Raw genomic sequence first — 16,111 nt, forward strand, 5'->3', positions numbered from 1 at the left:
AGTCTCTCGCTCTACAGCCGACGCATCCGCACCGTTCGATTACCTCTCAAGGCAATGCAGAGCTTGAGCCTCAGCGTGACCTCGCCGTTGCAAGCCAACCTGGCCGAGGGCGCGATGCCCTAACGCCGGCAGCGTCCAGCTGGCGGTAGATTTGTGGGTCGCTCAAGACCGCACGGCCAGCGCGCCATCGCGCGGCGCGTCAGCGAATCACCGTTACTGCACTTCCAGCCCGTCCACCTTTTGCCGCGCCTCAGTAAATCGAGGCAGCGGCAGCGTCGAACGCGCCGCTGCGCGCCACGTCGGTGAACAGCCGTTACTGCACTTCCAGCCCGTCCACCTTTTGCCACCCTCGCGGCAGCAATGCACCGCGACTCGCACGCGCGCCCACATAGCTATCCAGATCCTTGAACGACAGGCTCATGGTGCGTGCGCCGCTGCGCACCAGCAGCGTGTTGCCCGGAGCCACCGCCACCACCGCGACCACGCGCTCGGTGCCGAGCTTGGCCTTGGGGATGTCGATGATCTTGTTGCCTTTGCCCTTGTCCAGCTCGGGCACATCGCTGGCGGTCACCGCCAGCAGATTGCCGGCACTGGTGACAGCGACGATGCGGTCGCTCTGCGGATTGGTCACCTGCGCAGGCGTCAGCACATGCGCGCCGGTGGTCAGGTTGAGCATCGCCTTGCCGGCCTTGTTGCGGCCGGTGAGGTTTTCGAAGCGGGTGACGAAGCCGTAGCCGTGCGAGGACGCCAGCACGAAGCGGGTGGCGTTGTCGGCGCTGGCCATGACCTGGAACGCCGCGCCCGAGGCCGGCGAGAAACGGCCGGTCAACGGTTCGCCATTGCCACGTGCCGAGGGCAGGGTATGCACCGCGGTCGAATAGGCGCGGCCTTCCGAATCCAGGAACGCCACCTGATGGGTGCTGCGGCTGCGCACCGCCGCCAGCAGGCTGTCGCCTTCGCGGTAGGACATGCCGGCCGGGTCGACCTCGTGGCCCTTGGCCGCGCGTACCCAGCCCTTCTCCGACAGCACCACGGTCATCGGTTCGCTGGCGACCATCTCGGTTTCGTCGATCGCCTGCGCGGCGCCACGCTGCACCAGCGGCGAGCGACGTGCATCGCCGAACTTCTTGGCGTCGGCGGTCAGCTCGTCCTTGATCAACTTCTTCAGCTTGGTCTTGCTTTCCAGGATGGCCAGGATCTGCGCGCGTTCCTTGGCCAGCGCTTCCTGCTCGCCGCGGATCTTCATTTCTTCCAGGCGCGCCAGCTGGCGCAGCTTGGTTTCCAGGATGTATTCGGCCTGTTCCTCGCTGAGCGCGAAGCGCGCGATCAACACCGGCTTGGGTTCGTCCTCGCTGCGGACGATGCGAATCACTTCGTCCAGGTTGAGGAAGGCGATCAACAACCCTTCCAACAGGTGCAGGCGGCGCTCGACCTTCTGCAGGCGATGGTTGAGGCGGCGGGTGACGGTGTCGCTGCGGAAGCTCAGCCACTCGCTCAGCAAATGCCTGAGGTTCTTGACCTGCGGGCGGCCATCCAGGCCGATCACGTTGAGATTGACGCGGTAGCTGCGCTCAAGGTCGGTAGTGACGAACAGGTGGCCCATCAGCTGCTCGGCATCGACACGGTTGGAGCGCGGCACCAGCACCACCCGCACCGGGCTGGTGTGGTCGGACTCGTCGCGGATGTCTTCCAGCCATGGCAGCTTCTTGGCGCGCATCTGCTGGGCGATCTGTTCGATCACCTTGGACGGCGAGACCTGGTACGGCAACGCATCGATGACGATGTTGGCGTGTTCTTTCTTGTAGGTGGCGCGTGCGCGCACGCTGCCGTGGCCGGTCTCGTAGATTGCGCGCAGATCGGCCGCCGGGGTGATGATCTCGGCGGTGGTCGGGTAGTCCGGGCCGAGCACGTGTTCGCACAGCTCGGCGACCGTGGCATCGGGGTTGTCGAGCAGGCGCAGCAGCGCGCTGACGATCTCGTTGAGGTTATGCGGCGGCACGTCGGTGGCCATGCCCACCGCGATGCCGGTGGTGCCGTTGAGCAGCAGGTGCGGCAGGCGCGCCGGCAGCCAGGTCGGCTCTTCCAAGGTGCCGTCGAAGTTGGGCGCCCAATCGGTGGTGCCCTGGCCGATTTCGCCCAGCAGCACCTCGGCGATCGGGGTCAGCTTGGATTCGGTGTAGCGCATCGCCGCGAACGACTTGGGGTCGTCGGTGGAGCCGAAGTTGCCCTGGCCCTCGATCAGCGGGTAGCGATACGAGAACGGCTGCGCCATCAGCACCAGCGCTTCGTAGCAGGCGCTGTCGCCGTGCGGATGGTACTTACCGATCACATCGCCCACGGTGCGCGCGGATTTCTTCGGCTTGGCAGCGGCATTCAGGCCCAGCTCGCTCATCGCGAAGATGATGCGCCGCTGCACCGGCTTCAGGCCGTCACCCAGGAACGGCAGGGCGCGGTCGAGCACCACGTACATCGAATAGTCGAGATAGGCGCGTTCGGCGTACTCGCGCAGCGGCAGCTGCTCGAAGCCGTGGAAGGTGGGGCGGGTCAGATCGGTCATGTAAAGCCAGGTCCTACGAAAGAGGAGCCCGCGCCGTGGCGCGAGCTCGAAGAGCGCCGATTATCCGGATGCGGCGGGGGATGCCAAGCCGCGCGCATGCGTGCCGGCCAGATAACGCGTGGGTGGAGCGCCGAAATGGCGGTGAAACACACTGACGAAGGCGCTGGGGCTGCTGTATCCGAGCTGGTCGGCGACCTCGGCGACCGGGCTGCCCTGGCTGAGCCGCCGCAGCGCCTCTGCCAGCCGGGCCTGCTGCCGCCACTGCGCGAAACTCAGCCCGGTCTCGCTGCGGAAATGCCGGCTCAGGCTGCGCGCCGACAGCCCGCCCCAGTCGGCCCAGGCGTCCAGCGGGCGCGGGTCGGCCGGGGTATCGAGCAACTGCCGGGCGATGCGCAGCAGCCGCCGGTCGGCCGGCATCGGCAGGTGCAGGTGGTCGATCTGCACCTGGTGCAGTTCGTCCAGCAGCACCGCGGCCAGGCGTTGCCGGGCGGGGTCGAGCGGCTGGCCCAGCGGCCAGTCGGCCGCGCGCATGATCACCTCGCGGGCGAGCCCGGTCAGGCGGATCACCCCGCCTTGCGCGGGCAACGCGGCACAGGCGTCCGGCCGGACCACCACGCCCCAGCCGCGCAGCGGCCCGGCCAGTTCCACGGTGTGCTGCTGGCCGGGCGGCATCCAGCCGGCGCAGCCCGGCGGCAGCGACAGGGTTCCCTGCTCGGTGTGCACCGTCAGCACGCCGTGCTCCACATACATCAGCTGCCCGCGGACATGCGCATGCCGAACCGTCTCCGGCGCCCATACCGCGCGCAGGTCGGCCAGGAACGCGATCACCTCCGGTCCGTCGGCCCATTCGAAGCTGTCGCGCACGCCGGGCGGCAGGGCATCGCGTGTGGTTGGCGGATTTTCGACAATCATTGGCGCAATTGTATTACCAGGCCAGCGCCAGAGGCGGGTAAGGTGACGATCCTTGCTGGCGGTTTAATCCCGTTAGAAATATTTGCGTTGACAAATATATTTTTCGGAAGAAAATAGCCCGCCATGAATGACCTCTCCACCGCCTCGCCGTCGTTCGGCCTGCTGTTGCGCCAGGTGCGCGATGCGCTGATGCGTCAGCTCGATGCCGAAATGAAGGGCGAGCTGCCGGACTTCGGCTTCAGCCACTACGTCGGCCTGAAGATCCTGGCGGTGCGCTCGCCCTGCACGGCCAACGAACTGGCGCTGGCGCTGGACCAGACCCCGAGCGCGGTCACCCGCCTGCTCGACAAGCTCGAAGCGCTTGGTGCGGTGCGACGCGAGCCACATGCGCAGGACCGGCGCGCGCTGCAGATCGTCATGACCGAGCAGGGCGTGGCGCTGTGGGAGCGCCTGAAGCTGCGCGGCGAGCGCGCCATCGAGCATGGCTTGCGCGATCTGGCCCCGCCCGAGCGCGAACAACTCACCTCTCTTCTCATCCGTGTCCGCGATGCACTCAACTCATGAACGCTGCTAGTTCCCCGATCCAGATGCTGTGCCTGCGCTCCACGCAGCTTGCGCGGCCGCTCGTCCTCACTGCGCTGACGCTGGCGCTGGCCGCCTGCGCCAGCAGCCGTGGGCTTGCCCCGCAGGGCACCATGCTGGAGCCGGGCGCGCTGCATGCCGAGCGCACCCTCGCGCAGGCCAACCTGAGCCCGGCCGCCTGGCCGGCCAGCGACTGGTGGCGCGCACTGGGCGATGCGCAATTGAACGCGCTGATCGCCGAAGGCCTGCAGCACAGTCCCAGCCTGGCGGCGGCCGATGCGCGCCTGCGTCAGGCGCAGGCGCGCATCGGTAGCGCGCAGGCCGATCGCGGCCCCAGCCTGTCGGTGTCCGGCGGCTATGCGGGCGTGCAGTTGCCCGAATCGATGGTGGGCGAGGAGCGCGGCGGCAAGTTCGGCGGCAACGGCCAACTGGTGCTGGACTTCCGCTATGGCGTGGACCTGTGGGGCGGCAAGCGCGCCACCTGGGAAGCGGCGGTGGACCAGGCGCATGCGGCCGAGGTGGACGCACAGGCGGCACGCCTGAACCTGTCGGCGGCGATCGCCGAAGCCTATGCGCAGCTCGACTACGCATGGCGCCTGCACGACGTGGCCAACGATGAGTTGACCCGCGTGCAGAAGACCCTGGAGCTCACCCGGCAACGCCGCGGCGCCGGCATCGACAGCGATCTGCAGGTGCGCCAGGCGCAGGCCCGCGTACCGTCGGCGCAGCAGCAGTTGCAGTCCGCGCAGCAGCAGATCGACGAGGCCCGCAACGCCCTGGCCGCGCTGGCCGGGCAGGGCCCGGATCGCGGGCTGGAGATCGCGCGCCCGACGCTGGGGGCGGCCATCGCCACACAGCTGCCGAGCAACCTGCCTGCCGACCTGTTGGGCCGCCGCCCCGACGTGGTCGCCGCGCGCTGGCGCGTGGAGGCCGCCGATCAGGATATCGCCGCCGCCAAGACCCGCTTCTACCCCAGCTTCAACATCACGGCGCTGGGCGGTGTGGTGAATCGCGATGTCGGCCAGTTGCTGGAAAGCGCCTCGGTGTTCGGCGTGGTTGCGCCGGCGCTGAGCCTGCCGATCTTCGATGGCGGCAAGCTGCGCGCCAATCTGGCCGGCAGCGATGCGCAATACGACCTGGCGGTGGCCGATTACAACCAGAAGGTGATCGACGCCCTGCGCGAGGTTGCAGACCAGGTCAACGCCGTGCGTTCGCTGGAGCAGCGTGCGCGCGCGCAGGACGACGCCGTGCAGACCGTGACCGCCGCCTTCGAACTGGCGCAGCAGCGCTACCGCGCCGGCATCGGCAGCTACCTGGAAGTGCTCAGCGTGCAGGAGCAATTGCTGCTCGCACGCCAGCGCATGGCCAGCCTGCAATCGCAACAACTGTTGGCCTCGGTGAGGTTGCAGCGTGCCCTGGGCGGCGGATTCACGCCGGAACCTGCGCGCGATACCGCACACGCCGCGACCACTTCCGCACAACCGAATTCCTGAGACAGCGACGATGAGCCAGACGACTCCAACTTCTTCCCAACCTGCGCCGGCCGCGCCCAGCAAGCGCCGTGCGGCGCTGCGCATCGTGGCCATTGTGGTGATCCTGGCGATCATCGGTCTTGTGGTGTGGTACTTCCTGGTCGGCCGCTGGCACGAGGACACCGACGACGCCTACGTGCAGGGCAACCAGGTGCAGATCACCCCGATGGTCGGCGGCACCGTGGTCAGCATTGGCGCCGAAGACGGCATGCGCGTGGAGCGCGGCCAGTTGCTGGTGCAGCTGGACCCGGCCGACACCGCAGTCGCATTGCAGCAGGCCGAGGCCAATCTGGCCAAGACCGTGCGCCAGGTGCGTGGTCTGTACCGTAGCGTGGAAGGCGCGCAGGCCGAACTGTCCTCGCGCGAGGTGAGCCTGCGCAGCGCACGTGCCGACTTCGCACGCCGCAAGGATCTGGCCGCCAGCGGCGCGATCTCCAATGAAGAACTGGCGCATGCCCGCGAGGAACTGGCCGCTGCCGAAGCGGCGGTGAGCGGTTCGCGCGAGAGCTTCGAACGCAACCGCGCACTGGTGGACGACAGTGCGGTGGCCAACCAGCCGGACGTGCAGACTGCCGCCGCGCAGCTGCGTCAGGCCTATCTCAACCATGCGCGCACCGGTGTCATCGCGCCGGTGTCCGGCTACGTGGCGCGTCGCTCGGCGCAGCTGGGCCAGCGTGTGCAGCCCGGCAGCGTGCTGATGGCAGTGGTGCCGCTGGAGCAGGTGTGGGTGGAAGCCAACTTCAAGGAAACCCAGCTCAAGCACATGCGCCTGGGCCAGGAAGTGGAACTGCATTCGGATCTGTACGGCGGCGGCGTGGACTACACCGGCCGCATCGAAAGCCTGGGCCTGGGCACCGGCAGCGCGTTCTCGCTGTTGCCGGCGCAAAACGCCAGCGGCAACTGGATCAAGATCGTGCAGCGCGTGCCGGTGCGCATCGCGGTGGATGCCAAGCAACTGGCCGGCAATCCGCTGCGCATCGGTTTGTCGATGAAGGTCGACGTCAACCTGCACGACCAGCAGGGCAGCGTGCTGCCGACCAAGTTCGCCAATGGCGCGGTGTTCTCCACCGACGTGTATGCGCAGCAGTTGCAGGCCGCCGACGCGGACATCCAACGCATCATCCAGGACAACCTGCCTGCGCAGGCTGCGTCCAAGGCGGGCTAAGCCAGCATGTCTTCGCAAGCTCCCACCGCGCCAGGCGGTCCCTCGGCACCTGCACCCGCCGCCGGCTTTCGCCCGGCGAGCGTGGCGCTGTGCACCGTGGGCCTGGCGATGGCCTCGTTCATGCAGGTGCTGGACACCACCATCGCCAACGTCTCGTTGCCGACCATCGCCGGCAATCTCGGCGCCAGCTCGCAGCAGGCCACCTGGGTCATCACCTCGTTCGCGGTCAGCACCGCGATCGCCCTGCCGCTGACCGGCTGGCTGAGCCGCCGCTTCGGCGAGACCAAGTTGTTCGTGTGGTCGACGCTGGCCTTTACCGTGGCCTCGTTGCTGTGCGGCCTGGCCCAGAGCATGGGCATGCTGGTGGTGTCGCGCGCGCTGCAGGGGTTTGTTGCCGGGCCGATGTACCCGATCACCCAGAGCCTGCTGGTGTCGATCTACCCGCGCGAAAAACGCGGGCAGGCGCTCGCCTTGCTGGCGATGATCACCGTGGTGGCGCCGATCGCCGGGCCGATCCTGGGTGGCTGGATCACCGACAACTACAGCTGGGAATGGATCTTCCTGATCAATGTGCCGTTGGGCATCATCGCCAGCAGTATTGTGGGTTCGCAGTTGCGCCATCGCCCCGAGCAGCTGGAAAAGCCGCGCATGGACTACATCGGCTTGATCCTGCTGGTGGTCGGCGTCGGTGCGCTGCAGCTGGTGTTGGACCTGGGCAACGACGAGGACTGGTTCTCTTCCGACAAGATCGTGGTGCTGGCTTGCGTCGCTGCTGTTGCGCTGGTGGTGTTCGTGATCTGGGAACTCACCGACAAGGATCCCATCGTCGATCTCAAGCTGTTCCGGCATCGCAACTTCCGCGCCGGCACACTGGCGATGGTGGTGGCCTATGCGGCGTTTTTCAGCGTGAGCCTGCTGATTCCGCAATGGCTGCAACGCGACATGGGCTACACCGCGATCTGGGCCGGCCTTGCCACCGCGCCGATCGGCATCCTGCCGGTGCTGATGACGCCATTCGTGGGCAAGTACGCGCTGCGTTTCGACCTGCGCATGCTCGCCACCGTCGCCTTTATCTTCCTGTCGTTCACCAGCTTCCTGCGCTCCAACTTCAACCTGCAGGTGGACTTCAGCCATGTGGCCACCGTGCAATTGGTGATGGGCGTGGGTGTGGCCTTGTTCTTCATGCCGGTGCTGCAGATTCTGCTCTCGGACCTGGACGGTCGCGAGATCGCCGCAGGTTCCGGCCTGGCCACCTTCCTGCGCACCCTGGGCGGCAGCTTCGCCGCATCGCTGACCACCTATCTGTGGGCACGCCGCACCCAGGTGCACCACGCGCACATCACCGAACACATCTCGGTCTACACCCCGGGCATGCAGGAGCAGGTCACCGCGATGGGGCAGGGCGACCTGCAACGCGGCGCGGCCTCGCTCAACAACATGATCAATCACCAGGCCTCGCAGATGGGCTTCAACGACATCTTCTACCTGCTCGGCTGGACGTTTCTGGCGATCATCTTCTTCCTGTGGCTGGCCAAACCGCCGTTCGGTGCGGGTGCCGGTGGTGCAGCGGCGGCGGGTGGGCATTAGGCGCGGGTGACAAGGTGCTTGGCCGCTCTAACGTCGGCTAAGACCACGACTTCATGCCGGTCTAGTGCAGAGCGCGTGATCTGCGACTTGGCTGCAGGGCCCTTGCCCGCCCACCCTCGCAGGACACGCCGCAAGTACGTTCTTGTAGGCGCTTATGCGGCATCCATGCCGCGTAAGGTCCCGCGGCGGTGGGCGGGCAAGAGCCAGTCAATATGGTCGGCGTGCGTAGCGCTTCGCAGAGCAACCAGCAAACCGTTTGGAGCGGTGAGGGCGCTGCGGCCTTGACCGACGCAGATGCGGAGATTCGTGTGTTCGCGCTCAATGTGTTGCTGTTTCCGGCGTCCCGCAATGCTGGACAGCCTTGCCGAGGCGTATGAGGCAAGCGGAGATCTCGCCCGTTCAAGCGCCATCCGGCAGGGCATCAAGGACATGCCCGCCCCGCCAGGGGAACAATGATCCGACCGAGGGCGTGAGGCCTCAGCTGTTTGTTGCTGGTTGCAGCCCGACTGCGCGGTTCGGTGGTGCGTCGCCGTTGTCGGGCTTCGGTTCGGCATGTTCGGTATCATGGCGCGGCGTGTCGTCCTGCAGGGGAGCGAGTAGTTGCAGTCGCTTGCCCTGGTAACGGAACTCGAGCGCGTCCTCTAACTGACGCAGTGCCTGCACCTGGGTGCATAGCGCGTTGGCGCTGGCCTCGATGGTGGACGCCTGGGCATCCAGCCTTGCATCCAGTTGGCCCTCCATCTGTTGGGCGCGTTTGTCGATTCCGTCCGAACGCCCGGTGACGATTTGCCAGAGCATGTGGCGCGCGATGCTGCCCTTGAATTGCTCGGTTTCGTGTTCGACGTAGTTTGCGAAGTTGCCGTCGAAGGCCTTCTGCTCCCAACGCCCCTTGCCCAGGGTGCCGTCGACATACGCGCGTGCGCGTTTGCGCAGCCGTTCGATCTTGCGGGCGTTGAGCGCACTGCCGGTCATGACCTCGATGACACCGCCGAGTGCGTCGTAACTGAGGTCGATCACCTGATAGGCAATGCCGGCAACCTGCGGCATCAGTGCGCGGGTGCGCTGTTCCATCTCCCCAAGGCGTCGTGCATCGGCCGTGCTGGTCTGCTGCAGCTTGTGGTCGATGCTCAGTTCGCCGCCGTGGAAGAAAATTTCGCGTGGCCAATCGCTGTCGCGGTAAAGCCAGATGCCGCCGCTGTCGGCGAGCACGTTGAACGGCGTGCCCAGACCGCATTGCTGCGAAGACACCTGCGCGCGATGGCGCGGGGCATCGTGTTTGTCGGTCTGCTGTGCCCGTGCATGCGGACTGACAACGGCCGGCAGCAGGGCAAGCCAGAGGAGGATGCGCATGGCGCGTGCTGCCGTCGTGGAGGCGTTGCGCATGGTCGCCACAGCGGCAACAGGTGGTCGCGTGTCGAAAGTCACTGACGCCGCGCCCTTGCGACGCTGCCGATCGGCAGACATCACCGATGCCGCACACCATCGTGAATCGTATGGCCCAGACGCAAAAAACCCCGCCAGAGCGGGGTTTTTTACGATCTACCGTGAGTCGTGGTGCCCAGGAGAGGACTCGAACCTCCACGAAGTTGCCCCCGCTAGCACCTGAAGCTAGTGCGTCTACCAATTCCGCCACCTGGGCGACTCAGGACGCGAATTGTGCAAGTTGCGCGCGACGCTGTCAACGCATCCGGCACAAATTTTTCGTGGTGGCCGGTGCCTGCCGGCGACGGGAGAAGACAGCGTGGCGGACATGCGCACTGCATGCCCGCCACCACACCGGATTACGGCAGCTGCGCCGCCTGCAAGCTGACCTCCGCACTCTGCACCGGTTCGCCTGCCGAACGTGCCAGCTGCACGCGATAGGTGCCGGCGGCAATCGTCCAGTGACGCGCCTTGGCATCGAAGTCGGCCAGCGTCTTGGGTTCGGCGATCACCTGCACGGCGCGCTTTTCGCCCGGCTTGAGCGTGAGCTTCTGCCAGCCGATCAGGCGCAGCGGGGTGGCATGGCCGTCGGGCAGGGTGACGTAGAGCTGCGGCACGGCGGCGCCTTCGCGCTGGCCGATGTTTTCCACCTCGAAGTTCGCCGTGAGCTGGCTGCCGTTGGCTTCCACGCGCAGCCCGCCCATGCGGAACTGCGTGTACGACAGGCCATGGCCGAATGGATAACGCGGGGTCAGCTTGCGCGCGGCAAACCACTTGTAGCCGACGTTGGCGCCTTCGATGGCGTAGTCGATGCTGTCTTCGCCCGGCTTGGCCGGCTTGAAGCCCAGGCCCGGGATCGAGGGACGCGGCAGCTGCGATTCGTCCACCGGCCAGGTCACCGGCAGATGGCCGGAAGGGTTCACCGCGCCGGTCAGCAGGTTGGCGATCGCCTCACCGCCGCCGATGCCGGGATACCACGCCTGCAATACCGCCGGCACGCGCTCGGCCCAGGGCATGCGCACCGGGCCGTTGGTTTCCAGCACCACGGTGGTCTTGGGGTTGGCCTTGGCCACCGCCTCGATCAAGGCATCCTGGTTGTCGGGCAATTGCATGTCCGGCAGGTCCACCGATTCGGCCGACCATTGGGTGGCGAACACGATCGCCACATCGGCAGCCTTGGCCGCGCGTGCCGCGGCAGCGCGGTCCTTGCCGTCGACATAATCGATCTGCACGTTCGGCAACGCGGCGCGCAGCGCCTGCAGCGGCGAGGACGGATGGATGATCACCGGGCCGGGCCAGGTGGTCGGATTGAGGCCGGGTACGGCGTTGCCACCGTTGATGGTGTAGTCCACACGCGAGGAACCGCCGCCGGACATCACGCCCTTGTCGGCATACCCACCGATCACCGCGATGCGGCGCACCTCCTTGGATAGCGGCAAAGTGGCCTGCTCGTTACGCAGCAGCACGCTGCCTTCCTCGGCAACATGCTGCGCGGACAGCTGCCCGGCCTTGCCATCGATCGGCTGGCGCTGGGTGGGATGATCGAACGCGCCATGCGCGAACAGGCTGCGCAGCACGCGCTTGACCATGTCGTCAAAGCGCGCGCGCGGCACCACGCCGGCCGACACCGCCATGCGCAACGGCGCGTCGAAGAACACCGCCGCGTCGAACACTTCGCCAGCCGATTGCTGATCGAGTCCGGCCAGGGCCGCCTTGGAGCCGCTATGCACGCCGCCCCAGTCGGACATCACGTAGCCGGGGTATTTCCATTCCTGCTTGAGCACCTGGTTGAGCAGGTAATCGTGCTCGCAGCCGTAGATGCCGTTGATCTTGTTGTAGGAGCACATCACCGAGGCCGGGTCGCCGATCTTCAAGGCGATCTCAAACGCCAGCAGGTCCGATTCGTGCATCGCCTGCTCGCCGATCTCGGCGCTGTGGAAATTGCGTCGCGTCTCCATGTCGTTGAGCGCGTAGTGCTTCATCGTCGACAGCACGTGCTCGCTCTGCACGCCGCGGATCGACTCGCCGACCATGGTGCCGGCCAGCAGCGGGTCTTCGCCGGCATATTCGAAATTGCGTCCGTTGCGCGGGTCGCGCTGCAGGTTGACGCTGCCAGCCAGCAGCACATTGAAGCCCTGCTGCCAGGATTCACGGCCCATGGTCTTGCCGCCGGCATAGGCCAGCTGTGGATTCCAGCTCGACGCGGTCGACGGGCCGGACGGCATCGCGGTGGCGAAGTCGCCCTTGCGGATGCCGCCGGGATTGGTCACGCCCACGCCGGCATCGGCCAGTTGCTGCGCCGGGATGCCCAGCCGTGGGACGCCGGGGACATAGCCGGCCGAGCCCAGCGCGCCCTCGGGCTTGGGAATCTTGTCGGTGCCCAGGCCGAAGTAGCTGCGCAGCATCTGGAATTTTTCGTCCTCGCTCATCTGCGCGAGCAGACGGTCGGCGCGCTGGTCCGCGGTCAGCGCGGTGTCCATCCACGGCTGCGCTGCGGCGGCGGTCTGTGCGCCGAGCGGGGCGGCAAACGCGGTGCTGACGCCAAGGGCGATGGCCAACGCAAGACGGCGTGGACTGGAGTGTGTAAACGGTTTCATATCGAGATGGGGCACGGGTGGTCCTTGTGGTGCGGTTGCAATCAGGGAGGGCACCGCGGTGCCCGGGTTCGAAAGGCGCGCGTGCGCGCCGAATCAGGTGTTTGCCGGAAGCGGGCGCCGGCTCAGAACTGCGTCTGTGCCGTGCGTAGCACCGGATACAGGCGGTAGCGCTCGTCCCAGGAGGCGTGCAGGCGCGCGAAGAATTCCAGGCGTGCCTTCGGGTCGGCCGCGAAGGCCGCATCGCTGGCCAGACGCTGTTCGAATTGCGCCTTCACTGCCGGGTCGCGCTCGAGCATGTCGCGCGCGACCTCTTCGGCGACGTAGTCCTCCATGTATTCCTTGCGCTCGAATGCGGTGTTGAACAGGCCCCATTGCAGCAGTGAATCCGGCGCCTGCGGTTCCAGCATCGCCATCACCAGGCGCGACCTGGCCTGGGCGATCGGAACGAACAAGGAGCCGGCCGGCACGGTGCGGGTTTCATCGCGCCATTGCCCGGTGATCTCCAGGTTCTGGTGGCCTTCGTTGGAACGCGCGGCAAACGTTGCCTTGTCGGCACGGAAGCTCTGCACCGGATGGGCGGCAGTGGTGGCGATGGTGTCGAAGGCGATGCCGTGCAGGCGCAGTTTCTCCGCCACCAGCGCCGCTTGCGCGGCAGGCACCAGGTAGCCGCCGCGTGGCGCATCGACCACCACGTCCGGCTTGATCTGATCGCGTAACGGCACCTTCCAGAGTTGTGGCCTGGTCTCGTCGTAGCGCGTCATCAACGCGCCGGAAATCGGCGAGGGCGTCCGCGTGTAGGCGTAACCACGGAAGGCCACGGTGCGTGCGGCCGGGCCGGCAGCGAAGCTCAACGGCTCCATCTCGCCGGCCAGCCTGGTGGCGCGCTGATCGGCCGCCAGCGCATCGGCGCGCCAGCGGGCGCCGTTGCGCGCGGCCTGCTGCAGCACGGACACGATGGCGTTGCAGGTGACGCGTACGCGCACCGGGTAGGTCTTCCACGAGTGCGTTTCCACCAGCATGCCGAAGCGGTTGCGCAACAGGAAATAGCCATGCGAAAACCGCGGCGGCGACACGTCGTCGGCAAAGCCCGAGGTCGGGTCGTCCTCGTGCACGAATGAGGGGTAATACGGCAGCGGCAGCGAGCCCTGTCTGGACAGGTCGGCAATCACCGCATCGCGCCAGCGCGTGCCGTCGCGTTGCAGCGTGGCATCGCCGGCGTGCACGGGCTCCACCTGCACCGATACGTCGTGCTCGAACTTGGCACCATCGGTGACGTGCAGGTCCACGTACATCAACGGATCCCACTGCTGCACCAGCCGCAGCATCGCCTGCATTTCCGGCGCGTCGGCCTTGAGGTAGTCGCGATTGAGATTGAGGTTCTGCGCGGTGGTGCGCCAGCCCATCTGCTCGGGGCCACGTTGATTGGGTCGGTTCCAGGCGCCGAAGCGCTCGTGGCCGTCGACGTTGAACACCGGCACGAACACCCAGACCAGTTTGTCGAGCACACCTTTGCCGGTTTTGCCGTCCAGCAATTCGCGCAAGGCCAGAAAGCCCGCGTCCTTGCCGTCGATCTCGCCGGCATGGATGCCGCCTTGCACCAGCACCACCGGCAACTTGCGCTGCGCAGCGCTGTCGGCATCCAGTGCGCCGCTGGTGGAGACGATCAGCGCCTTCATCGGCCGGCCTTCCGGGGTGGTACCGAACTCGATGCAGCGCACCGCCTGCGGGTAGCGCTGCGCAAAGGCATCGCAGAGCGCGATGACTTCATCGTAGCGTCCGGTTTGCGCAAACCCGCTGCGCTCGGCCTGGGTGGTCAGCGGTTCGGCGGCCAGTGCGGCAGGGGCGGTGGTCAGCAGCAACAGGCTCAGGGCCAGGCGGGTGAAGCGGGGCATCCAGCGGTCCAGTGTTCCAGGAAAACGTTTGCAATGTAGCCGAGCCGGCGCAGCAGGCCAATCTGCACTGCGTCATGACTTGCGTGTGATCGGCGTGGTTGCGGCGTACCGACAGGTTTTTTTGGCACGCCTGGGCCGGAGGACGTGTCAGGCGCACCGCAACGGTGGCAACGAGCGCGCCGACTTCGATGCATGCAGCGGTGCACCTTGGGCCTTATCCAATGGTCGCGATGGCGGCCAACCGGCGGCCGCCGGTACGATAGCGCGTGTTTTCTGCTCGACCGGACTGCCCTTGACCACTTCCACCTTGCCGGGCCCCACTGCCGGTGCGCGGCTGCCGCGCCAGATACCCTTCATCATCGGCAACGAAGCCTGCGAGCGTTTCAGCTTCTACGGGATGCGCAACATCCTGGTGCAGTTCCTGATCACCTCGCTGCTGTTGCAGGAGGTCAGCGGACCCGGCCGCGAGGCGGAGGCCAAGCACATCCTGCACAGCTTCATGATCGGGGTGTTTTTCTTCCCGTTGCTCGGCGGTTGGCTGGCCGATCGCTTCTTCGGCAAATACAACACCATCCTGTGGTTCAGCCTGGTGTATTGCGCCGGGCATGCCTGCCTGGCGCTGTTCGAAGGCAGCCGCAACGGCTTCTTCCTCGGGCTGGGCCTGATCGCGCTGGGGGCGGGCGGCATCAAGCCGCTGGTGGCCTCGTTCATGGGCGACCAGTTCGACCAGTCCAACAAGCACCTGGCCAAGGTGGTGTTCGACGGCTTCTACTGGATCATCAACTTCGGCTCGTTGTTCGCCTCGTTGTTGATCCCGCTGGCGCTGAAGAATCTGGGCCCGGCGTGGGCATTCGGCATTCCCGGCATCCTGATGTTCGTGGCCACGCTGGTGTTCTGGCTGGGCCGCAGGCGCTATGTGCGGGTGCCATTGCCGCCGAAGGACCCGCACGGCTTCGGTGCGGTGGTGCGCACCGCATTGCTGACACAGGCGCCGGGGCAGGGACGTCCGGGGCTGATGCTGGCAGTGCTGTCGGTACTGCTGGCGCTGGCCTGCTTTGCGCTGGTTGACCAGCTCGGCATCGTCATCTGCCTGTGCATGGCGCTGGTGCTGTTGCTGGCCGGCATCGGCGGCGGCACCTGGTGGCAGCTGGAGCGCGCGCGCGGCATCCATCCCGATACCGCGGTCGAAGGCGTGCGCGCGCTGCTGCGGGTGCTGGTGATCTTCGCGCTGGTGACGCCGTTCTTTTCACTGTTCGACCAGAAGGCCTCGACCTGGGTCCTGCAGGGGCGCGAGATGACGATGCCGGCCTGGTTCACCGCCTCGCAGATGCAGGCGCTCAATCCGCTGCTGGTGATGCTGCTGATCCCGTTCAACAATCTGGTGCTGTACCCGCTGCTGCGGCGTGGCGGCTGGGAGCCCACCGCGCTGCGCCGCATGACCTGCGGCATCGCGTTCAGCAGCCTGGCCTGGATCGCGGTCGGTGCCATCCAGATCAGCATGGACGGCGGCGAGCCGATGCATATTGCCTGGCAGATCCTGCCCTATGCGCTGCTGACCTTCGGCGAGGTGCTGGTGTCGGCCACCGGGATCGAGTTCGCCTACAGCCAGGCGCCGCCGTCCATGAAGGGCGTGGTGATGAGCTTCTGGTATCTGACCACCACGGTGGGCAATCTATGGGTGCTGCTGTCGAACGTGGCAGTGCGCAACGCCACGGTGACCTCCCACATCGCCGATACTGGGCTCAGCGAAGCGGCATTTTTGATGTTCTTCTTCGCGGCCTTCGCGTTCCTGGCGGCACTGGCCTTCGGCCTGTACGCGCGCGGGTATCGCATGGTCGACAATTACCGTTCTGCCTGAGGTCCGC

The 16,111-nt window shown here is 66.5% G+C and carries 10 protein-coding genes and 1 tRNA gene; 5 read left to right on the top strand and 6 right to left on the bottom strand.

Annotated features, from left to right (window positions below; translation table 11 throughout):
* Positions 1-313: 313 nt before the first annotated feature.
* Together parC and DYQ94_RS01845 are read right to left on the bottom strand one after the other, a co-directional pair.
* Complete coding sequence (gene parC / locus DYQ94_RS01840) at positions 314-2,557, bottom strand: DNA topoisomerase IV subunit A (RefSeq protein WP_065031781.1); 2,244 nt, start codon at positions 2,555-2,557, stop codon at positions 314-316.
* A 60-nt stretch (positions 2,558-2,617) separates the two neighbouring features.
* On the bottom strand, positions 2,618-3,469 hold the full coding sequence (locus DYQ94_RS01845; RefSeq protein ID WP_160954882.1) for an AraC family transcriptional regulator: 852 nt from the start codon (positions 3,467-3,469) through the stop codon (positions 2,618-2,620).
* Between the two features lie 123 nt (positions 3,470-3,592).
* Between DYQ94_RS01845 and DYQ94_RS01850 the strand changes: the two genes are divergently transcribed.
* From DYQ94_RS01850 to DYQ94_RS01865, 4 genes are read left to right on the top strand one after another with little or no spacing between them, the layout of a single operon-like run.
* Positions 3,593-4,033, top strand: coding sequence for a MarR family winged helix-turn-helix transcriptional regulator (locus DYQ94_RS01850; RefSeq protein ID WP_016904051.1), 441 nt, complete (start codon positions 3,593-3,595; stop codon positions 4,031-4,033).
* A 23-nt stretch (positions 4,034-4,056) separates the two neighbouring features.
* Complete coding sequence (locus DYQ94_RS01855) at positions 4,057-5,544, top strand: AdeC/AdeK/OprM family multidrug efflux complex outer membrane factor (RefSeq protein WP_160954890.1); 1,488 nt, start codon at positions 4,057-4,059, stop codon at positions 5,542-5,544.
* A gap of 10 nt (positions 5,545-5,554) precedes the next feature.
* Positions 5,555-6,748, top strand: coding sequence for an HlyD family secretion protein (locus tag DYQ94_RS01860; RefSeq protein WP_024938906.1), 1,194 nt, complete (start codon positions 5,555-5,557; stop codon positions 6,746-6,748).
* A gap of 6 nt (positions 6,749-6,754) precedes the next feature.
* Positions 6,755-8,335, top strand: a complete 1,581-nt coding sequence (locus DYQ94_RS01865) for a DHA2 family efflux MFS transporter permease subunit (RefSeq protein ID WP_024938907.1) — start codon at positions 6,755-6,757, stop codon at positions 8,333-8,335.
* Positions 8,336-8,812: 477 nt separating this feature from the next.
* On the opposite strand, the gene DYQ94_RS01870 is transcribed toward DYQ94_RS01865, so the two are convergent.
* The 4 genes from DYQ94_RS01870 to DYQ94_RS01885 all read right to left on the bottom strand — a co-directional run bounded on the left by DYQ94_RS01870 (position 8,813) and on the right by DYQ94_RS01885 (position 14,246).
* Positions 8,813-9,685: a DUF2884 family protein gene (locus DYQ94_RS01870; protein ID WP_126965543.1), complete on the bottom strand. Its 873-nt coding sequence runs from the start codon at positions 9,683-9,685 to the stop codon at positions 8,813-8,815.
* A gap of 202 nt (positions 9,686-9,887) precedes the next feature.
* Positions 9,888-9,974 (bottom strand) — tRNA-Leu (locus tag DYQ94_RS01875).
* Positions 9,975-10,116: 142 nt separating this feature from the next.
* Complete coding sequence (locus tag DYQ94_RS01880; RefSeq protein WP_126965544.1) at positions 10,117-12,354, bottom strand: beta-glucosidase family protein; 2,238 nt, start codon at positions 12,352-12,354, stop codon at positions 10,117-10,119.
* A gap of 122 nt (positions 12,355-12,476) precedes the next feature.
* Positions 12,477-14,246, bottom strand: coding sequence for a M14 family metallopeptidase (locus DYQ94_RS01885; protein ID WP_160954881.1), 1,770 nt, complete (start codon positions 14,244-14,246; stop codon positions 12,477-12,479).
* Positions 14,247-14,538: 292 nt separating this feature from the next.
* Between DYQ94_RS01885 and DYQ94_RS01890 the strand changes: the two genes are divergently transcribed.
* Positions 14,539-16,104 (top strand): POT-type proton-dependent oligopeptide transporter, encoded by a 1,566-nt coding sequence (locus DYQ94_RS01890; protein WP_126965546.1) that lies wholly within the window; start codon positions 14,539-14,541, stop codon positions 16,102-16,104.
* The last annotated feature ends 7 nt before the right edge of the window (positions 16,105-16,111 follow it).

Origin of the sequence: Xanthomonas sp. LMG 8993, from assembly GCF_009835065.2 — a bacterium.
Classification (GTDB): domain Bacteria; phylum Pseudomonadota; class Gammaproteobacteria; order Xanthomonadales; family Xanthomonadaceae; genus Xanthomonas; species Xanthomonas arboricola.

Bases quoted from the DNA above. Each gene is read 5' to 3' on its own strand.
- parC (WP_065031781.1), bottom strand. From the start codon at position 2,557: ATGACCGATCTGACCCGCCCCACCTTCCACGGCTTCGAGCAGCTGCCG.
- DYQ94_RS01845 (WP_160954882.1), bottom strand. From the start codon at position 3,469: ATGATTGTCGAAAATCCGCCAACCACACGCGATGCCCTGCCGCCCGGC.
- DYQ94_RS01850 (WP_016904051.1), top strand. From the start codon at position 3,593: ATGAATGACCTCTCCACCGCCTCGCCGTCGTTCGGCCTGCTGTTGCGC.
- DYQ94_RS01855 (WP_160954890.1), top strand. From the start codon at position 4,057: ATGCTGTGCCTGCGCTCCACGCAGCTTGCGCGGCCGCTCGTCCTCACT.
- DYQ94_RS01860 (WP_024938906.1), top strand. From the start codon at position 5,555: ATGAGCCAGACGACTCCAACTTCTTCCCAACCTGCGCCGGCCGCGCCC.
- DYQ94_RS01865 (WP_024938907.1), top strand. From the start codon at position 6,755: ATGTCTTCGCAAGCTCCCACCGCGCCAGGCGGTCCCTCGGCACCTGCA.
- DYQ94_RS01870 (WP_126965543.1), bottom strand. From the start codon at position 9,685: ATGCGCATCCTCCTCTGGCTTGCCCTGCTGCCGGCCGTTGTCAGTCCG.
- DYQ94_RS01880 (WP_126965544.1), bottom strand. From the start codon at position 12,354: ATGAAACCGTTTACACACTCCAGTCCACGCCGTCTTGCGTTGGCCATC.
- DYQ94_RS01885 (WP_160954881.1), bottom strand. From the start codon at position 14,246: ATGCCCCGCTTCACCCGCCTGGCCCTGAGCCTGTTGCTGCTGACCACC.